We start from the raw sequence: 20,186 nt of genomic DNA on the forward strand, positions 1-20,186 counted from the left end.
CTTTCAATATAATATAAAGCGCTCTCGAATTCCATCGAGAGCGCTTTATTATTACCTATTTCGGTAAACGTGATAGCTTTTCAGCAATTGTTCTATAAAACTCTTGAATGCTAGAAAAACCTAATGAGTCTGAAACACTTAATCCTACCATATCGAGATGATCCCAATTCGCTTTCGTTTCGATATGATTCCATTTTCCAATCTGTAATGACCCATTATTATTTACAGCAACATTAGAAGATGGTGCAATCATAGAATTCGTATTTACTACACCATCATTTTGCCACCAAGAAGTATCAACTAACGGACGGTTTTCTTCATATCTCGCATAAGAACCTAAGAAAAATGCATTCCCCATCAACACTTTATTCATCGTAATATGCGGTAAATGTAAACCTGTTATAGGTGCTGCTTGTGATGCATGTCCACTATAGGATAAATAATACACATCTGGTTGCGTCTTTACCCAATTATTTAACTCCTTTGCACCATCTGTACTTAAATCCCATTGACTTATATCTTTTGTATTTTTCCAAAGTGAACTATTTAGAATACGATTACTATATTGGAAAAAGGACTCTCCAGCATTTTTCTTTATACCCCATTGATCCAATTTAAAATCATATAATGATAAATTATTGTTTCCTCCAAAACTTGCAGCTGTAATGAGTAAATCTTTAACGAATGGTAGCAGAAGACTACCATCCGCAAGTGTTGTACCGTTGTGAGGGGTTGCTAATGTTGTAACACTATGAACATATGATTTTCTGCCTTCAAATAGTGGTGATATTTTGATGTCTGGGTGATTTTTCACATAATTCTTTTCTTCAAAACTACCTTCTTTTAATAGCTGTACTAATGTTCTAATCGTTTGTCCACCCATGCTATGTCCAACTAAATGAACTTTATTTGTTTCACTCCAATTCGGCGCAAAACCACTATAAGTTCTGCCAAAACGATTATGTCCATGTTTCTCAGCATGTACGGCACCATAGTCTACTGTCCCACCGCTAATTTGTGCATACAATTCACATGCACGATCCCAGTTACTAGAAACAGGTCCAACAGCTGCGGTATGTACCGTATAACCATTGCGTTTCAAATCTTCCTGTATATCATGAACACCACCCCAATATTTTACGCCAAGCATTTCTTCTCTACCCCATCCAGCAAATCCATTCACCAATATGATTGGATAATTATTTTGTTGCCTCTCTTCAGCGTATGATATTTTCGCTGCGAATGAACATACGGTCACTAATGCGAAAAAACATATTTTTAAAAATAACTTCCCCATACTTTCTCCCCCTAATAAAACGTTTACATTTTTCTTTTTTAAAAAATTAACAGAATACTTTAACAACTTAAACATAATGTAAAGTATTTTATATACGTTGTATATATAGAAAACATATACAAATGTTGATAAATATTAATTCAAGTAAATATTTACTTTTTACAATACAACTTGTAAATCTGTTTATTTGAATTTATAATTAGATATAGTTGCCTCATGTTAAAAAGATTTAAAAACCATAAGAAAACTAATCTCATTGCTTGAAAAGGAGGAAAAAGCATGCAAATCGGATCAAATATTCATACATTATCTCAACCTACTAAAATAACTCCATCTACTCTTGAGCATAATACTATCTCTTCTACTAAACTTGAAAGTAAGAAAATAAATGATCCTATCAAGTTTGATATTCGTTCATCTGAAAAAGAAATGAAACAGCCTGAGCATAAATTTAATGAATTAGATTTATGGAAGATGTTAAAGGATAAAGGTGTTCCTTTATGGATTATACTTGAAATGCTACAAAAGGCTCGTAAAGAAAAAGAAGCACAAAATAATTCAGTTCAAAATTCAAATGCGATTGAAGAAACGAGTGAGACTCGATTAAATGAAGTAATGTAAAGCATAATAATTGATTTGTCTATAAACTAAAAAGAGTTCGAAGCTGATGAAATTTTTATCAACTTCGAACTCTTTTTTAAGGTTTTTCGCCAATCGTTACAAAGTGAAAAGATACTTCTCCTTCCAAACCTTTAATTAACTTTTTTACTTTGACATTTTCATTAACCAATGTATTATCTGTCGACATTTTAGGTTTTTCGTCACCTAGTGATTTTTTCAAATGAAGAAGATGCATTTTCATTTCATTTGCCTTTATTTCTTTATAAACACTATTTTTTGCTACAATCATATACCATTCCGTTGAATATTTACGATTGTTACCTATCCAAGCATCACTATCGTATGTAACAGGAATCTCTTCCTCTCCTATTTTAATACTTTTCATAGTCTTATTGTCTTCACTTGTAAATAATAGCGCCCCTTCTTTGGGGAATTTCGGTAACGTATCTATAATATAATTGGAGCCATTATCTTGTTTTCGAAAAAGTTTTTCTTTAATCAATGCTTGTGCTGTAGATTCATTTAAAATTAAGACATTTCCATTTCCAACTTCCCCTTTTTTCACAGAAAACACTTCATTTTCTTCCGTAATTTCCTGATAACGATTAATAATTGGTGAAATATTATTTTCATCTCCAATAATTAATACACCGTTTGCAGGAAATGGATTTTCCTTTTTAGAACATGCACTAAAACTTATTAATAATAGTATCGTTAACATAAAAATAGTTAAAGTTCTTTTCATCTCGTTTCCTTTCATCATACAGTTCATTTTTCTACATACTTTATTGTAGTCTTACAAGCTAATAAATTCTATTGCTCCATAACCTTATAAAGCTTTTGCAGATAACGCCAACGGGTTATAAAGAAATATAAAACTTGTATACATATAAATGAAATTAAAATAACGATAGAGCTATTTATGATAGAAAAATCGACTAATTGCTGTAATGCTATATAAGCGACTACAGTATGAATCACTGCAACGACAATTGGTAAAAAGAACATTAATAATAACTGTCTCGTTACAACTTTTTTTAACTCACCTTTACTTAATCCCATTTTCGAAATCATTTTATATTGCTGCTGATCGCGATCCAAATCTGTATATAATCGGAAATAAATAAAACTAGCAGCGAATGTAAAGAAGACGATTCCGACTAAAATACTTACCATAAGTAATAAACCATTCTTTTGCTTTGCTTCCAACAAGTTTAATGTTAAAGCTTCAAAGTAGAAATCTCTGTCCCTAAGATCTTTATCGAATATACTCTTTAATTGATTGGAAATCTCTTTCGTTTTTATCCAATCATCTACAACAAATCCGTAAGTACGATATGGAATTTCTTTATTAACTGGGTCACTAGTAAGAGGCATTCCATCATATACCTGATCTTGAACAGCGATATAAATAGTTCTAGAATCGTGTGGTAAAACTAAATTTTCTACAGCTTTTTTCACATGAAATGTCTTTGTCCAGTCACCTTGAATGACTTCTATATTCTTTTTATACTCGCCATTTTTAAATTCTTGTTTTTGTGATACGACTCCAGGAATTAATAAAATTTCATCTTCTTTTTCAATTTTTTCTTGTTGATAGCCTAGTGCTTTAGCAAGATCGTTGTATTCACTTAACTTCATTACATTTACGCCATTTTCTGTGTATATATATGAAGATGAAGCCATTCGATACGGAATATTAGCATCAGAAAGGTGCTTTTTTATAATAGAAAGATTTTTATTCAATACTTTGTCATTTTCAAGACTTCCATACAAAAATGTATAGGGATTTGTCATCCTTACTAAATCCCTATTTCCAATTGCGGCTGTTGTACCAATTGCTGTAAATGCAACTGCTGAAACAATAGATACTATAAAAAACATCGTTGCATTATCTTTCATACGGTAAATTAATTCAGAAAATGTTAATATATTTGTTCTCTTTAAAAAGAAAGATTCTCTCCTTTTAGCAAGGCGCAATATATACACGCTACACTGTGTATATAAAAAGTACGTTCCTATAATTACTAGGAGCACACCTATTCCAAGCGTAATAAAATTGGTACTTGGTATGAAGCGAAATACTGAAAAATATCCATACCCTATACTAATTAAAGAAAGTAGCGATAATAAAACTGAAGATTTCGGTTCAGGTTTTGGCTTTTCCTCTGCTCGAATAAGTTCCACAAGTTCCGTTACTTTTATCATTTTAAATGTAAATAATGAAACAATTAAAAACAAGAAAAGAAATGTGATAACAGTTAATAATACAGCCCGCACTGGTATATAAAAAGGTAAACCATTATTAATCATTAATACACTTGCACTTATCAATAAGACTAGTTTAGAAAATATGAGTCCAATGAAAATCCCTATACAAATTGAACCAAGTCCAATCAACATATTTTCAATTAATAATAATTTCTTAAGCTGTCTCATTGACATACCTTGCATCATTAAAATGCCAAATTCTTTCTTACGCGTTTTTAAAAACGAACTAACTGAATATAAAATGAAGAAAAATGAAAATACAAAAATCAATCCTTGCGAAACTGAAAATCCCAATGTACCAAATGCACTTATTGTTGCACTTGTCGATTTCAACTCACCTTGTAAATCGGGATGAAATAATAAAAGAGCATACGTAAAGAAAATCATAATAGAAAATGCACTACTTAAAAAATGGGCAGCATATGTACGCTTATTGCGAAAAATATTATTAAATGCGAACTGACGAAAAGTCATGCCTTTTCCCTCCTAACAAAGAAAGGACATCCATAATCTTTTGATAAAAAGTTTGCCTACTTTCACCACAATAAATTTCGTTATATAGTTGACCATCTTTAATAAAGATTACTCGGCTGCAAAAGCTCGCTGCATACGGATCATGTGTAACTAACATCATCGTTGCTTTTTCTTCTTTATTTAGAGTATCCAGCATCTCCATTACATCATTTGAAGATTTAGAGTCCAAGTTCCCTGTTGGTTCATCTGCAAGTAATAATTGCGGCTTATGAACAATTGCACGAGCGATTGCTGTTCTTTGAGCTTGTCCCCCTGATATTTCAAACGTTCTTTTATTCAATATATCTGTAATATTTAACTTCTCTGCAATCTCTTCCAATCGCTTGTTCATTTCTTGCACGGAAACACCATCTAAAGTCATCGGCAATACGATGTTTTCTTTTACAGTAAGTGTGCTAAGAAGATTAAATGATTGAAAAACAAATCCTAATTGTTTTCTGCGGAATAACGCTAATTCTTCTGATGATAATTGAAAAGGATTTGTGCCATTAATAAATATTTCTCCCGATGATGGAGAATCAATAGTAGATACCATATTTAATAACGTTGTTTTTCCGCTACCTGATGGACCCATAATTCCTACAAATTCACCTTCTTGAATTGATAAATCAATATCTACTAATGCTTTATAAGGTACTTTCCCTTTATATACTTTACTAATACTTTTTGCATGTAAAATTTCCATGTATATTCTCCCTTCATTTCCACTGCTCACTATAGAGTGTAAATGAATTATCTTACAGCTCATATTGATTCATCTTTCATTTACCTTACACGCTTGTAAGATTTCTAAAAAAACTGACAACATAATTATTTCAAACTAAAATTAACGCATAACTATCTTATAATAATTGTATAGTAGTAGGAAATATAATGTATAATAAATCTTTATTATATAAATGAGAAAAGACCGATTGCTATCGGTCTTTTACTACCAAACGTTATATTTTTATCCACTCAGATTTTCTCAATATATAATGATTATATATTTGATTTTCTATCCTCTGTTGGCTCTTATAAATAAACCCGCATTTTTCAATAACTTTATTTGATGCTACATTGTTAATTAAAGCAATTGCGTTAAGGACATTTAAATTTGTTTCTTTAAACAAATAGTCAATTAAACCTTTAGTCGCTTTTGTAGCATAGCCATGATTTTGATATTCATTTGAGATAGCATACATTATCTCTCTGTTTGGTGAAGGGAGTTCTTCTTTCATACCTGTGCAGCACCATCCAATGAGTTCATTTGTAGCTTTCTTAAATATTCCTAGCTTTAACGTATGATTATCTATGTTATTCGTAGTTTTCACTGCATCAAGAAATGCTTTGTTTGCTGGTATTTCATAATCTGCAATCCAATCCACCCTTTGTTCTTTCGTTGATTTCCAGTCTGGTAAAAATTTTGCTATTTCCGGTTGATTTGCTATTTTATAAATACTCTCTGCATCTTTGACCGTAAATTCTTGCAAGTATATATCTCCACAATCTATTTTAAATAACTTAGTGAATCTCTCTTCTCCCATGTTAATCCCCCTTACTTACGTTATAGCTCTTTAATCTGCTTCGTAAGTTCCATAAACCGTTCATCCAGTGCTTTATATTCTTTGTCTTTAGAAGTTAAAAAGCTTAATTTCCCTAATACTTCTTGTCTCTCTGTTTCTAACGTTAAACGTAGCTCTTCAATATCATCTCTTGTTTTAGTAGGTTCTTCTAGCTGCTTTTGTATCGTATTGTTTGAAAACACGAGTTTTGTGTTAGTTGTTTTCTCCAGAAAATATCGATCGTGAGATACAATTACTAATGTTCCGTTATACTCAGCTAATGTATTTTCAAGTTGTTCACGTGAAGGTAGATCCAAGTGATTCGTCGGTTCGTCTAAAATGAGTACATCTTTTTCATCTAAAATATAAGCCATTAGCTTACATTTTACTCTTTCTCCCATACTCATATGCTCAATCGGCTCTTTCCATTGAAAAGCTTGGAACCCTAAATGTTTCATTAAATTTTGGACTTTTCCTCTTTCTTCAAACGTCTTTTTAAAAAATAAATTTTCTGGTGTTTTATCAAGCGGTAAATCAAAAACTTCTTGTGTTAAATAGCCGATGTTTGCAGATGGTGAAATCCATATTTCTCCTTCAGCAGTTTCCGTTCCCATAATCATCTTCAGTAATGTTGTTTTCCCACTACCGTTTGGTCCAACAATCGCAACTTTCTCACCGTGCTGAATTGTAAAATTAACGTTTTCAAATAATACTTTCCCATGAAAGTCTTTTTTTAATTGCTTCACTTCTAAAAAACGTTTTCCTACTTTTTTGTTCGCTTGAATAGAAAACTCAACTGAATACTCTTCTTTCACACGTTCTACTTTCACTTTCTCCAGCTCTTTTTCAAGTCGTTTTCGTTTTGACTTCACTTGTGCATCCATTCGCTTCGCTTTTACACGATAGAATTCTTTCACACCTTCTTGTTTTGTAGACTGCGCGTGTGCCTTTTGTGACCATGAACTCAATTCTTTTATATGTGTTTCTACTTGTTCTATCTTTTTTTGTTGTTTTTCATATTCACGCTGCTGCGACTTTCTTTTTTGCTCACGTGCTTTCATGTAGCTCGTATAATTACCACTATGCTCAATTAATTTTTTGTCCTCAATTGACCATATTTTTGTTGCGACGACATCTAAAAAATATCGATCATGCGATACAACGATAACTGTACCTTTCATGTTTTTTATTTGTTTAATGAGAAATCCCGTACTGATCTCATCTAAATGATTTGTCGGTTCGTCTAATATTAAGACATTAGGATTTTCAGCAAATCCTTTTGCTAATCGAATTTTCAGCTTTTCACCACCACTTAAAGTATGAAAATCGTTCGTTGGCACGCCCCATTTCGCAAGAAGTTCTGCTTCTTTTGCAATTACATCATTACTAATAAAAGATTCTATTTCTTGCTCAACATATGCGGTTGTCATATTCATTTGCTGCCATTCAACAATCCCTTTTGAAGGCTCAATCTTTCCATTTATTAATTGAAGTAACGTTGATTTACCAGCACCGTTTTTACCAATTAATCCGATAACATCCCCTTGTTTTACTGTCACATTCATTTTCTCTAACAACATATTTTCTTTTATTTCAACATAAACATCATTTAATTTTAATAGTTCTTTCATAATACCGATCCCTTTCATTAAGGGAGAATAAAAAAATCCTCCCAAATAAATTTGGCAGGATTAGTCGTTAAAATATTTACACCCAAATAAGCTATTACGTAACATAAATAGCAATACCGTTCTATGGAAATTGGGCAGACTAATCCTATTTTTTAGAAATTGAAATTTATTGAATTTCAACATTTAAAAATAAGATTAGTTAATCATCGTCCACCCATCATTCCTTTCTGTCATTAATAACCATATTGTACCATGATAATACTGTATGCGTAAATATTATTATTTGTACTTCAAAAGCAATTATTTTTCTTCAAGTTTATTTTTACAATTTCATGTGCTCATATCTTTAATTTTTAATAATTTGTATCATTTATTCATATGAAAACTTTTAAAAAATACAAAACAAGGCTAAAAAACTTATCTCCAACGTTCTTTAGCCTTGATCACTTTTTACACATTAAAAAATATTACTCGTACTACCGTACCTTTATCAACTTCTGAATGGATTTCTACACTATGTCCTAATTGCTTCGTAATTTCATATACGAGATATAGCCCCATTCCTGTTGATTCTTTAAAATCTCTACCGTTTTCTCCTGTAAAGAAAGGTTTGAAGACTCTTGGTAAATCTTGCTTCGGTATACCTACGCCATTATCAGCAATTTCAAGTATAACGGTATTACCTTCCTTACAAGCTTTCACTTTAATCTTTTCTCTACTACCTGATGAATATTTAATCGCATTCGATAGTATTTGCCCAATTAAAAATTGTAACCATTTCGCATCACTTTCTACAGTAATGTCCTTATCAATTTCAAGCTCTGGATATACAAAATTCCGGATAAAGAACCGTTTATGCTCATGTACCGAATCATTCACTATTTTATGTAGTTGTACTCTTTCTACATAAAAATCTTGTGTAAATGCTTCTAAACGTGCGACATACAGAGCCATTTCTAATCCCTTTTTTAATCGATCAGTTTCCTCATTTATACTTTCAAAACGTGAATCTACTTCATCCTGTGTAATTAATTCTATTACAGATAAAGGTGTTTTCATTTGATGAATCCACTGATTCATAAAGGTTAAATGGTCATTATTTTTTCTCTCTTGCATTTGCAGCTGATTTTGATAATGTCGATATTGCACCTCAAGTAGTTCTTGAAGAGCAGCCGATACAGCTGCAAAATCAGATTTTTGAACAGATTCATCCAAAGATTGCATCGGGTTTGCTAAGCGCTCATAAAAAGAACGATGTGTAAAATAACGAAACACTAAATAACTTCCCATAAAGAAAGCCCCTAGAAACATTGCATATAACGCCGTTGTAATATGATTATGCCCATCAAACCAATATACGAGAAATATAGCTAGTAGTTGAATTATAGTAAAGCAAATAAGTGGTATATGATCACGTATAAACAACCTTATCATTTTTCTATACCAGTATCCCAAGTAATATGCAATCTATATCCAACACTACGAATCGTTTCAATCGCACCTTCTATATGTAACGTTTGTAACTTTTTACGCACACGTGTTGTATTTACACTTAATGTATTATCATCAACATAAGATTCGCTATCCCATAATTTATTTAACAACACTTCCCTACTCACAACACGCGGATAATTTTTCATTAATGTCTCTAATAAAATAGCTTCGTTTCTCGTTATATCAATCTCTTCGTTTCTAAGTTTCAATACAAGTCTTTCAGGATATAAACAAAGGCCTTGTTGCTCAATCATTCGCTCTTCTAGTTTCGGTGCATAATCTCCATATGCACGTCTTAAATGACTACGAATTTTCGCCACTACAACTTCATAATGAAAAGGCTTCGGAATAAAATCATCGCCACCATTTTCTAACGCCATAACTTGATCCATCGTTCCTTCACGAGCCGAAATGAATAGTATCGGACATGTAGAAACACCGCGAATTTGACGACACCAAAAGTACCCATCAAAACTCGGTAAATTAATATCTAATAAAACTAACTCTGGTTGTTCATCTAAAAAAATGTCTAATACATTTTGAAAGTCCGATACAATAACTCCTTGATAACCATATTTTGCAACATGTGTTGATAATAGTTCTGCAATTTTCATATCGTCTTCTACAATCATAATTTTGACCATTATTGAACTCCTTTTTAATCCACATTCTCAAATATACTTATATAAAATAAATACTACCTCTTTTCACAAAATCCGTAAATTAAAAAAGGATGCTTTTATACAAAAGTATCCTTTTTCGTCCCTTATCTATTTAATATGAAATTTACTAAAAGTAAATCCTAGTTTCTCCACATAATCCATCCCTAATTCCATACGCGCCGTTTTCAATGGATCCACAACTTGGCAAACTTTTAAATTACCTGCTGCCGATAATAAAAGAGTTGCATCAGCTTTAGACATTGCTAATTCTTCATGTAAAAATGTCACCATATTACGTACAGCACGATTTGCTGCATCATCTAGCAATTTTTCTGAAGCAATCGTCATTACTTTTTCTTTTTGAATAGCCATTGGTAGTGGCCATTTTTTCCCTTTTATAATTTGAACTGTTACAGTTACCTCACCAGCAACCTCTACTCCACTAACCCCAATTTCACCATCCCCCATTGCTGCGTGTAAATCACCTAACGCTAATAGTGCTCCTGGGACATTAACTGGTAGTAGTAATGTTGTTCCTTCTTTAATTTCTTTACAGTCCATATTCCCGCCGTGATCATGCGGTGTGCCACATGAAATGCTCTCTTCTTTCGGTGCAATACCAATTACCCCAATCATTGGATTAATCGGGATTTGTAGTTCACTTGAAAACAAAACATGTTCATTATGTATTGGGACAATTTTCACTGTATTTTCATTTAACTCATTCCCTATTACACCAAGGTTTGCACCTGTAGTTAAAACGCCCTGCTCTGCAATTTTAATCTTTTCAATCGTTACGGCTAATATATCGCCAGGTTCTGCTCCTTTAACATATACAGGTCCAGTCGCTGGATTAATTCGGTTCCAATCTAATTCTTGAAACACAACATCTTCAGAATCGATTTGATTTTCAAAGCAATCATATGTTTCAAATACAAGACTGCTCCCAATTTCCACTTCCATACAAGGCTTATTTTCTGCTGACATTGAGTAAATGATATGGTCTTTATGAATTCGATACATAATACCTCTCCCTTTTATATTTATCTACTATTACTAATTAGCTCTTTTTATACAAGCTCCTCTTAAAATTAAATGTTATTTTTATGTAAAAAAGCACGCAGATTGTTTTATAACATACACTCTTTACTATAACAGAAAGGTGGTATCACTATGCCCCTTATTCCATACAACGAAAGTGATGTTGATTTACTAGCTCGTTTAATTCGTGCTGAAGCTGAAGGCGAAGGTCGCCAAGGTGAGGAGTTAGTTGGATGCGTTGTAGTAAACCGTGTATTTTGTGATTGCTTAGATTTTAAACAACTCCGTACCGTACGCGACGCTGTATATCAAAGCCCCGGCGGATTTGAAGCAGTACAATATGGATATTTTTATCAACGCGCTCGTGAATCAGAAAAAGAAATTGCACGAAAAGTTTTACAAGGTGAATGGCGCTGGCCTGCACGATGGGCTCTTTGGTATTTCCGTCCAGTTGGAGCTTGTCCACCTGAATGGTATAATCAGCCATTTGTAGGACAGTTTAAAAGCCATTGTTTTTATGAACCAAGTGGTGATGAATGTCCAAAAATGTATTCACGCTAGCAAAATTTGAAACGCAAGTACTTAGAGGTCTAAGTACTTGCGTTTCTTTTAGCTTTATTTTAGAAATCTAGTAATGAGATGAATTTTTCGATGCCCACCACATGTATTAATAACGATATACGTGGGCCACTAGACTGATTCATAATGAGCTTATAAATAATAATAAATAATTGTTTTTGATTTTCTTTCATTATTTTTTTATTGTCATGATGGCAAATCGAATACAATTGCTCCATTAAGTTAGAGTAATCTTTGTTAGAACGAAGTATATTGCAAACTTTTACTAACCATTCTTTCTGTCTTTCATCTAATGTGTTGTAAAACTCTGTATTTCTCTCTCGATTTACCGCAATTAATTTTTCAGATTGAAAGTTTTTTATCCAATACTCTGCGCGGTTACATATCGCTATCATAGCATCTAATGTATAACTTCTATCTATTTTTTCTAATGTATCTTGTAAAATAGATGAATCAAAATTTAATAGCGGTAACGTTCCTGCTACTTGATTAAATCTCGGATATTCTTTAAACTGCCTATCAACTTTAGAGAGTTTAATTGCATCAAATAAATCTTCATTTTTGAGCGTTTTATTTTCATAGCTATCTTTCAATCGTTCATACTCTGTATAATTACGAATCACATCTTCATCCAACCCAATATGAAAAGCAGCGCCTGGTTTGTATTTGGCAAACATAAAGAGAATTACTTCTGGTATATACACTTTCAATAAATCGCTTGGTGTAATGCTATTCCCTGAAGAACTAGACATTTTTTCATGATTCCCTTTAATACCAATGAAATCGTAAGCAACGTAATGAGGCGCTTCACGATTGAATATTTTCCTTGCAATTTCTTTTGATACATTATAACTACCTGTTTCTGATGAATGATCTCTTCCACCCGGTTCAAAAATAACATCCTCTATCATCCATCTCATCGGCCAATCGATTTTCCAGTTTAGTTTCATTTTATTTGTATTTAATACGGATAACTCTTTTTCATTTCCGCATTCACATTCATACCGGACTGTTTTTAATACTTCATCAAAATGTGTAATAGTTGTTGTATCTTTTCCACACCTCTCACAATATAATGTAGCTGGATAAAAAATGTTTCGCTCTTCTTCACTACACTCTCCAGTTTTAAAATCCATTAAAATATCATATATTTCTTTTCGTTTATACAAAGCCTCTAAAATATTTTTGTTATACCTTCCACTTCTATATTCATCATGTTGATAAATAAATTCTACTTCAATTCCAAATGCTTGAAGCGATGTTTCAAACTCTTTTTCAAAATGCTCCGCATACGAGTTATGACATCCATACGGATCTGGAATATCACAGTATGGCATACCAATATACTTTGCAAAAGATGGATCAATATTTTTTGGAACTTTTCTAAATCGATCATAATCATCCCACGAAAATATAAAACGAGTCTTTTTCCCTAAACCTTGAAGTGCTCTTACTACGAAATAAGTCGTTACGATTTCACGAAAGTTCCCAATATGAACAGAACCTGAAGGACTAATTCCAGATGCACAAACAAACGTTTCTTTATTTGGATGTTTCCTAATTAATTCATGTGTTACTTCATACGCCCAATGCATTTATTGCTCACCTCAATTATTTTTTGTTTTCGTATTCTCAGTTTTATGCAATAAAAAAACTCCCACCCCCAAGATTATTCATCTTGAGGACGAGAGTTGTTAGCTTCGCGGTACCACCTCAGTTTGTTAATATGTCACCATATTAACCTCTTCAGGTACGGCAAAATATGCTTATACCCTATCTCTATAACGGGAGAACCCGTCGCACCATCCCTAAATAAATTAGTTCCTTGCGCAGCTCCAAGTCTTTTTTCGTTAAGATGTATACCGCTCTTTCTCAGCTACCAGAGCTCTCTGTACGTATTCTTTCTTAACTACTCTTCTCTTCCATGCCATTTTAAATATTAGTTTTTTAATATGATAATTTATAACACTTTTATTGTCAAACTTTTCCGAATCAAAAACATATAATTACCTAAAAAAATTCTTTATCGCTTCTAATTGAATTTTATGACTACACTCATCACAACAATATGCCCCGTTTGGTTTTTCTTTAAATCGCTTATATTTTTCACTGCCTTCGTAAACACGAAATATATTCTTACAAGAAAAGCAAACAATCTCATAAAACATCATATGCATTTTCCTCTCCTTGTTTATACACTTTTTTAATCACTTGTGAGAAGGTCATTTTTCTACAGCATAAATTTTAATATCCTTTGACTAAAAGGTTTACCTCTATTCTTATCGAATTATATTAATATCTTATAACGCGAGGTGAACATCTTGTTCAGTAATATAAAATTAGTTTTAGATGCTAAAGCAAGTTTAGCTGAAGGACCATGTTGGAATGAAAAAAAGCAACTTTTATATTGGGTTGATATTATGGGGAGAAAATTATGCATATACAATCCTACCGCTAATACGAACCGAGTAATTGCACTCAATCAACAAATCGGCTGTGTTGTTCCATATTTAGAGGATGTACTACTCTTAGCTATGGAAAAAGGCTTTTATTCTATTAATATAAATACCGAAAAACTGACACATATTTTTGACCCTGAACCACATTTAATAGAAAATCGTTTCAATGATGGAAAATGTGATCCAGCTGGTCGTTTCTGGGCAGGTTCTACAGATACATACGGTATGAATGCTGCAGGTTCCTTGTATTGTTTACATCATAATTTAAGTGTAGAGAAAAAAGTTTCACATGTAAATACATCAAATGGAATTGCTTGGTCACCTGATCATACATACTTTTACTTTATAGATACACCTACTAAAAAAGTGGTTCGCTATCAATATAATATACGTACTGGAGACATTCATAATCCAATTGATGTAATCATTTTCTCTGAAAATGATGGTCTACCTGATGGTATGACAATTGACGAAGACGGCTGTTTATGGATTGCACATTGGGGAGGTTCAAAAATAACTAGATGGAATCCCTCTACTGGAGAAAAAATATTAAGCATTCCAATTCCAGCTTTATATGTAACATCATCTACATTTGGAGGACCTAATTTAACAGATTTATATATCACAACAGCCAGAACAAGAATGACTGATGACGAATTAAAAGAGTATCCACATGCTGGTGGTATTTTTCGAATTCAAACAAATGTTAAAGGCTGTCCCACCTATTCATTTTGCAATAAAAATATTGGAGCTGAAACAATGTGAACCGTATCGATTACATAAGACAAGAAGAAAAGAAATATCACGGCCTTTGCTATGAACAATATAAACTATTTGAAATTGGCTCTTGGCTGTACAAACCGGTTAAAACAGTTATGGACTTGATGGGTCACTTTGAAGGACAAAACAACTTGCAAGTACTTGATCTTGGCTCTGGCGTCGGTAGAAACAGCATTCCAATTGCACAAAAGATAAGAAATACTAGCAGCACTGTTACATGTGTTGAGTTACCTAATTCCGCTTTAACAAAGCTACAAACTTATAGCAAAGAACATGATGTATTCGAGGTTATAAAAACAGAACAAGCAGCAATTGAAAACTATCATATTGACTCTAACGCTTATGATTATATCGTTGCAGTATCCAGTTTAGAACATATCAAATCAGAAGAAGATTTTAAAAACGTACTTCATTCTATGAAAAAAGGGACAAAAAACGGCGGTATTAATTGTTTGATTATTAACTCTAACATACAAGAAATTGATTTAAAAACGAATGAAGAATTAGAAGCTTTAATTGAAATTAATCTCTCAACCGAAGAACTGATACGTCTATTAAAAAACATTTATAAAGGATGGAAAGAAGTAAAAGTTGAAATAAAAGAATTAGCTTATAATATAGTTCGTAATGAAAGACACATTCAATTAAAAACAAATGCTATTACTTTTGCCTTTCAGAAATAATACTATAAAAGGTAAGGATATTTTCTCATATATTCATAGGAACACCCTTACCTTTTATCTTCATAATATTATTTCGTTATTAGTTTTCGTATCATCTAAAATATAATTTTCATTCGAAATACTAATCAGCTATTAATTGAATTCATTAACTGGAAGAAATATTCCGCTTCATGAGTCTCATTCAGTTTATACCATGAATGAAGTGTATCCGGCGCAAATACATCTAATTTTCTCAATACCTCCATGGCAAATTCTAGAGGAGCTACACCCGATGCGGTAATAAAGTTTTCACTGGATGATACAGGTCCCTCTTTATAAAAATTTTCTCCTTTATAAGTAGGACAAACCATTTTCATATACTCTAAACTATTGCTTGTGTGATTTATAGAATCCAAGTAACCGTAATTTGCAAGACCTATAGTTGCACCGCAAATGGCAGCCACAATTGTACCAAGTTTTAAAGCCTCATCAACTTTTTGCAAAATAGGTTTATGTATTTCTTCACTCCAAGTATTCCCTCCAGGTAAAATTAATAGATCGTTACTCTCAAGGATACATTCATCTAGGGAAATATCCGGCTTTATATTCAAGCCCCCCATTGAAATAACCATTTCTTTATTTATTCCAACTGTGACTACTTTAAAAGGCGCTACATCTTTTTTAAAATATCTCCCTGTATTAAGTTCAGCAATTAAATGTCCGTACTCCCAATCAGACATCGTGTCAAATACATATAGATAGGCTTTTCTTGTTTGCATTCAATAACACTCCATTCATATACTACAGTTTTAATTACAAAAATTGCTCTTTTCAGTTTAACATTTTATTCAACATTTATGGTTTAAAATTCCAAATGAAAGAGCACTTGTTTCCGCAAGTGCTCTTTTTGGGGATTTTGAGATATCCTATTAAAGAAAGTTAAGGTTACTTAAAGTTAATAGGTACTTCTATTATATGCTTGTCCTTTTTATTTGTGCATAATCAATATATAAACATCTTTAATAATTCTTAATAACTTTTAATTATAGTTCTCTCTTACATTTTATCGTTAAAAAATTGGCTTTTTCTCACGAGAAATTATCTTTTTATATTGTACCTATCTAATACTTTTTCTAACATTTCTAAAGTTATTGGTTCTGCTTCTTTTATTAATCGATAACCAATACGCCCATTCGGTTCCGCTGTAACTTGCTGTAAACTCTTTACATCATGGATCCCTTTTTCTCTTAATTGCATATATAGTTGTTGCTCCGACATTTTTGCCTGCATCAAATTCTCTTTTACAATCTCTCCGTTTTCAACAATTATAATGCTACTTCCATTTAGAAATTGTTCCACCTTCTTTGATTTCAATTCAAAGAAATGAATAATAAGTAGTATGCTTGCAAATATGATGGCCGCAAATATAGATGGGACTACTTTTCTACTTAATACAGGTTCTACAATAATACGGCCGATTGATACAACTATAATGATTTCAGCTCTTGTCATTTGGCTGACAGATGCACTACCTGTCATTTTCAAGACAATTATTCCAGTAAAAGTTAATATAATACTTTCCCAAATTATATTCATAATAACCCAATCCTTTAATGGTGTATTTTACTATCATTCCCATTAAAGTTGTGTTTTACTTACCTATTAAGTTGTTAAATCCTTCAGACCATGATGGAAATAAAGGTATCCAACCATACTCTTTACGTGCCTTATTATTGGAAGCTCCTCTTTCCCAACTATTTTTCCCATCTTGAACTTTAGGCTTAGGTGCCCCTATCGCTGCTGCATATATTGGTAACCATTCTTTACTAGTTGCTGGATAATTGTCTACAATATTTACGATTCCTGAAGGCCAATTAAGGGCTAGCATAGTAGCTCTTGCAGCATCTTCGACATGTATAAACGAGCTTATCCCGTCTGATGCGATAATCTCATTATTACGAACTTGATTTGCTATTAATCCGTTTTCCGCATACCATGTTCCTGGTCCATATAATGTGCCATAACGAAGTATAACCGATTCAGGTAACTCAGTAACAGCTTCTTCTAATTTTAATATGCCATTAACAGTGACTTGCCGAGGCGCGGAAGCAGTAATATGTAGTGAATCTTTTTCAGTCGCAAATGTATCCCCTGGTTCATACGCCCATGAAATACTTTGAGCGATTATTTTCTGTACCCCTACATTTTTAGCTGCATCGACAAGGTTACGAGTGCCTTTTGTTCTAATTTTTGCATTATCCTCAAAATTCCATGATGACAATGACGTTAATTGATGAATAACTATATCGGGATTTGTTTCTTCTAATACAGAAAATACAGACTCTCTATTAAATACATCAGCTATTACTGGTATGGCACCAACCTTTTTCATTGCTTCTACTTGCGAAGTAGTACGGATCATCGCAAACACCGTGTGCCCATTTTTTATTAACAGTGGTAATAAAGAACGTCCTATTACACCAGTTGCACCTGCTACAAATATTTTCATATATGTTCCTCCTCATTTAGTAATCATAAATGTGACGAAACATTTGTAAGGTATGTGACAAATATTTACTCATTTTTTTCGTTATTCATATGAAACATATACTTTTAATGGTTTAATTATCCCTAAACTCAATTCATCAAAGCATTCTATGAGTGAAGTATAATGTATTTCATGTTGAAAGATCTCTTCTATAAATGGTGTTTTTCCTATTTCTTCAAAAAACCAATCTGCATGCTTTTGATAATCGGATCCATCACTTGATCCAATGATTTGCAATTCTTTCTGATAAAAGTTAGCAGTTAATGTTAGTTCTTCTATATTACCATCAGACAGTATACATATTTCACCATTAGTTTTAAGAGTTTTTTGCAAAGTATGGAACCCACTATTTGTAGCAGAACATTCAAAACCATAATTATATGTTTCTATTATTTTCTCTTCTGAATCATATATGTTTTTCGCACCAAACTTCTTTGCAAAATCTCTTCTATTTTTATTAGGCTCAACAACATCCACGTGCTCAATGCCTACATAGTATTTTAAGAAATTACAAGCGAGTAAACCAATAACTCCCATTCCAGTTATAAGTACTTTTTCATCCTGTCGCGGGTTTAGTTTCAATACTCCTTTAGCGGCATCACACGAAAGAATAGATAATAAAGCAACTTTAGGTTGTATAGAACTAGGCACTCGGATTACTTTATGCCCCTTAACTATCCCTATCGTTTCATGTCCATAAAAAGAAACTACTTTATCACCTACGTTTACATGTGTTACTTTATTACCAACTTGAATCACTTCACCATAACTTTCATATCCAGTTTTTCTTGGATAAAAAGGATTCGTTTCCGTAACATCGGATCCATTATACTGTGGTAACTCGGCCCCAATGCTTATCGCTCCTGCGATTGTTTTAACGATAATTTCATCGTCCTGTATGTCCTTAATTTCATTTATTTCCCACTTGAGTTGTTTAGGCCCTTTTAAAATTAATTTATATTGTTCCATTTATATCCTCTCTTTTTATAAAGATGTTATAAGTAATATTGTTATCCATCTAGTTATCGACTATATTTATTTACCCACTAGAGAAATTACCCTTGCCCACGTTTATACCGTTACTGCTCCTGTACATTACTGTTCAGCATCTAACACTTTAAGATTACTATTCTGATAACATTTTAAGAAAAGTTGTTGCCGCCCAAATGAAATACGCAAGTTGTGTCACGATATACATCGTAATTTCAAAACCTGTAAGCTTTCTTTCCCTTTTTATTTTCTTTAAATATCTATAAAAACAAAATGAACATAAAATCAGTAAAACAATAGACATTTGATATAGATTTTCCACTAAAAGAACTGCCATTTATTTCATCACCTTTCCAATAAAGTGAAACTTTAATCAGTGGGGGGTTTGTTCATCCTCCACTGATTATCAGCCCTCACCAGTCGGGATTTAGCGGGATAAAAAATATATAGTTCAAGCATATCATTTTAACGGAAATAATTAACGAAATTTTCAAATTAAATGAACTTCCTAAGTAAAAGAAGTAACTTTTTGGAAATGTTTCAATACAATATTATGTAATTCAATACGCTCTATATAATATTAGATTAGGTTTTCTTTTACTGTACATGCTTAGGAGGAAGTTTTACATGCAATTGATTCATAACATACAAAAAAACGTTTAATAACCTATGTAACTACGATACGGTCAATTTAATACACGTTATTCAATCATTAAATATTTCACTTCATAAAATATCTCCTTTTATTACTTCACCAGTTAATCTTGAATACGGACGGAACGTTATCTATCAGTCTGAATTTGTAGAGATTTTAGTATTAAATTTCCCCAGCAAAGCAAAGACTTTTGTGCACGATCACGGAATATCTGTAGGATGTATACTAATAGTCAATGGTACGCTACAAAATATAACGTACGAAAATAATAGCGAGCGGATTGAAGAGTTTACAGAGGGAAATATTTTCACAGTAAAAAAAGATACTGTGCATAAAATGTATAACAGATTCGGCAGTAATAACTTTCCACGTATATTCCCCACCATTAAAAGATGTCCAAATATATGAATAGTCTTTA

20 protein-coding genes, 1 pseudogene and 1 other annotated feature are annotated in these 20,186 nt (G+C 32.5%); of the genes and pseudogenes, 5 read left to right on the top strand and 16 right to left on the bottom strand.

Annotated elements, in window-relative coordinates:
• Positions 1-55 precede the first annotated feature (55 nt).
• Positions 56-1,297 carry an esterase/lipase family protein gene (locus tag ES895_RS13410; protein WP_135238407.1) on the bottom strand — a complete coding sequence of 414 codons (1,242 nt, stop codon included), beginning with the start codon at positions 1,295-1,297 and terminating at the stop codon, positions 56-58.
• 279 nt (positions 1,298-1,576) lie between these two features.
• On the opposite strand from ES895_RS13410, the gene ES895_RS13415 reads away from it, so the two are divergent.
• Positions 1,577-1,918, top strand: coding sequence for a DUF3914 domain-containing protein (locus tag ES895_RS13415; protein ID WP_001165515.1), 342 nt, complete (start codon positions 1,577-1,579; stop codon positions 1,916-1,918).
• A 76-nt stretch (positions 1,919-1,994) separates the two neighbouring features.
• Here the strand turns inward: ES895_RS13415 and ES895_RS13420 are convergent, their stop codons facing one another.
• The 8 genes from ES895_RS13420 to ES895_RS13455 all read right to left on the bottom strand — a co-directional run bounded on the left by ES895_RS13420 (position 1,995) and on the right by ES895_RS13455 (position 11,077).
• Complete coding sequence (locus tag ES895_RS13420; protein WP_000975419.1) at positions 1,995-2,681, bottom strand: lipoprotein BA_5634 family protein; 687 nt, start codon at positions 2,679-2,681, stop codon at positions 1,995-1,997.
• A 50-nt stretch (positions 2,682-2,731) separates the two neighbouring features.
• Entirely contained in the window at positions 2,732-4,663 is a 1,932-nt protein-coding gene (locus tag ES895_RS13425) for an ABC transporter permease (RefSeq protein WP_000144153.1), read from the bottom strand.
• Positions 4,638-5,408: an ABC transporter ATP-binding protein gene (locus ES895_RS13430; protein WP_000404276.1), complete on the bottom strand. Its 771-nt coding sequence runs from the start codon at positions 5,406-5,408 to the stop codon at positions 4,638-4,640. Before ES895_RS13430 ends, ES895_RS13425 begins: the two co-directional genes overlap by 26 nt.
• A gap of 256 nt (positions 5,409-5,664) precedes the next feature.
• Positions 5,665-6,249: a GNAT family N-acetyltransferase gene (locus ES895_RS13435; RefSeq protein ID WP_000503529.1), complete on the bottom strand. Its 585-nt coding sequence runs from the start codon at positions 6,247-6,249 to the stop codon at positions 5,665-5,667.
• 20 nt (positions 6,250-6,269) lie between these two features.
• Positions 6,270-7,898, bottom strand: coding sequence for a ribosomal protection-like ABC-F family protein (gene abc-f / locus ES895_RS13440; protein ID WP_033667554.1), 1,629 nt, complete (start codon positions 7,896-7,898; stop codon positions 6,270-6,272).
• A 450-nt stretch (positions 7,899-8,348) separates the two neighbouring features.
• On the bottom strand, positions 8,349-9,332 hold the full coding sequence (locus ES895_RS13445) for a sensor histidine kinase (RefSeq protein ID WP_002103134.1): 984 nt from the start codon (positions 9,330-9,332) through the stop codon (positions 8,349-8,351).
• Positions 9,329-10,036 (bottom strand): response regulator transcription factor, encoded by a 708-nt coding sequence (locus ES895_RS13450; RefSeq protein WP_000238990.1) that lies wholly within the window; start codon positions 10,034-10,036, stop codon positions 9,329-9,331. Before ES895_RS13450 ends, ES895_RS13445 begins: the two co-directional genes overlap by 4 nt.
• A 126-nt stretch (positions 10,037-10,162) precedes the next feature.
• Positions 10,163-11,077: an acetamidase/formamidase family protein gene (locus tag ES895_RS13455; protein WP_135238408.1), complete on the bottom strand. Its 915-nt coding sequence runs from the start codon at positions 11,075-11,077 to the stop codon at positions 10,163-10,165.
• Between the two features lie 150 nt (positions 11,078-11,227).
• Here ES895_RS13455 and ES895_RS13460 point away from each other — a divergent pair, with 150 nt between their 5' ends.
• Complete coding sequence (locus ES895_RS13460) at positions 11,228-11,656, top strand: cell wall hydrolase (protein WP_001128398.1); 429 nt, start codon at positions 11,228-11,230, stop codon at positions 11,654-11,656.
• Between the two features lie 59 nt (positions 11,657-11,715).
• Here the strand turns inward: ES895_RS13460 and lysS are convergent, their stop codons facing one another.
• Entirely contained in the window at positions 11,716-13,269 is a 1,554-nt protein-coding gene (gene lysS, locus ES895_RS13465; protein ID WP_135238409.1) for a lysine--tRNA ligase, read from the bottom strand.
• Between the two features lie 82 nt (positions 13,270-13,351).
• Positions 13,352-13,608, bottom strand: a binding site (T-box leader).
• A 72-nt stretch (positions 13,609-13,680) separates the two neighbouring features.
• On the bottom strand, positions 13,681-13,851 hold the full coding sequence (locus tag ES895_RS13470) for a DUF2197 domain-containing protein (RefSeq protein ID WP_000551047.1): 171 nt from the start codon (positions 13,849-13,851) through the stop codon (positions 13,681-13,683).
• Positions 13,852-13,995: 144 nt separating this feature from the next.
• Between ES895_RS13470 and ES895_RS13475 the strand changes: the two genes are divergently transcribed.
• Both ES895_RS13475 and ES895_RS13480 read left to right on the top strand, forming a co-directional pair.
• Positions 13,996-14,898 (top strand): SMP-30/gluconolactonase/LRE family protein, encoded by a 903-nt coding sequence (locus ES895_RS13475; protein WP_097995382.1) that lies wholly within the window; start codon positions 13,996-13,998, stop codon positions 14,896-14,898.
• Positions 14,895-15,596, top strand: a complete 702-nt coding sequence (locus ES895_RS13480; protein ID WP_097995383.1) for a class I SAM-dependent methyltransferase — start codon at positions 14,895-14,897, stop codon at positions 15,594-15,596. The genes ES895_RS13475 and ES895_RS13480 overlap by 4 nt, the downstream gene beginning before the upstream one ends.
• 125 nt (positions 15,597-15,721) lie before the next feature.
• On the opposite strand, the gene ES895_RS13485 is transcribed toward ES895_RS13480, so the two are convergent.
• From ES895_RS13485 to ES895_RS13505, 5 genes are all read right to left on the bottom strand, one after another.
• Positions 15,722-16,354, bottom strand: a complete 633-nt coding sequence (locus ES895_RS13485) for a type 1 glutamine amidotransferase family protein (RefSeq protein WP_001194773.1) — start codon at positions 16,352-16,354, stop codon at positions 15,722-15,724.
• Between the two features lie 319 nt (positions 16,355-16,673).
• The gene (locus ES895_RS13490; protein WP_001021697.1) at positions 16,674-17,171 is read right to left on the bottom strand and encodes a DUF421 domain-containing protein; all 498 of its coding nucleotides are present in this window, start codon (positions 17,169-17,171) and stop codon (positions 16,674-16,676) included.
• A gap of 55 nt (positions 17,172-17,226) precedes the next feature.
• On the bottom strand, positions 17,227-18,084 hold the full coding sequence (locus ES895_RS13495) for an NAD-dependent epimerase/dehydratase family protein (RefSeq protein ID WP_000689417.1): 858 nt from the start codon (positions 18,082-18,084) through the stop codon (positions 17,227-17,229).
• Between the two features lie 81 nt (positions 18,085-18,165).
• The gene (locus ES895_RS13500; RefSeq protein ID WP_000438841.1) at positions 18,166-19,092 is read right to left on the bottom strand and encodes a zinc-dependent alcohol dehydrogenase; all 927 of its coding nucleotides are present in this window, start codon (positions 19,090-19,092) and stop codon (positions 18,166-18,168) included.
• A gap of 157 nt (positions 19,093-19,249) precedes the next feature.
• Positions 19,250-19,450, bottom strand: coding sequence for a hypothetical protein (locus tag ES895_RS13505; RefSeq protein WP_000279697.1), 201 nt, complete (start codon positions 19,448-19,450; stop codon positions 19,250-19,252).
• A 290-nt stretch (positions 19,451-19,740) separates the two neighbouring features.
• On the opposite strand from ES895_RS13505, the pseudogene ES895_RS13510 reads away from it, so the two are divergent.
• A pseudogene (locus tag ES895_RS13510) lies at positions 19,741-20,180 on the top strand (cysteine dioxygenase).
• Positions 20,181-20,186: the final 6 nt, after the last annotated feature.

Origin of the sequence: Bacillus sp. 007/AIA-02/001 (assembly GCF_004634455.1) — a bacterium.
Taxonomy (GTDB): Bacteria; Bacillota; Bacilli; order Bacillales; family Bacillaceae_G; genus Bacillus_A; species Bacillus_A cereus.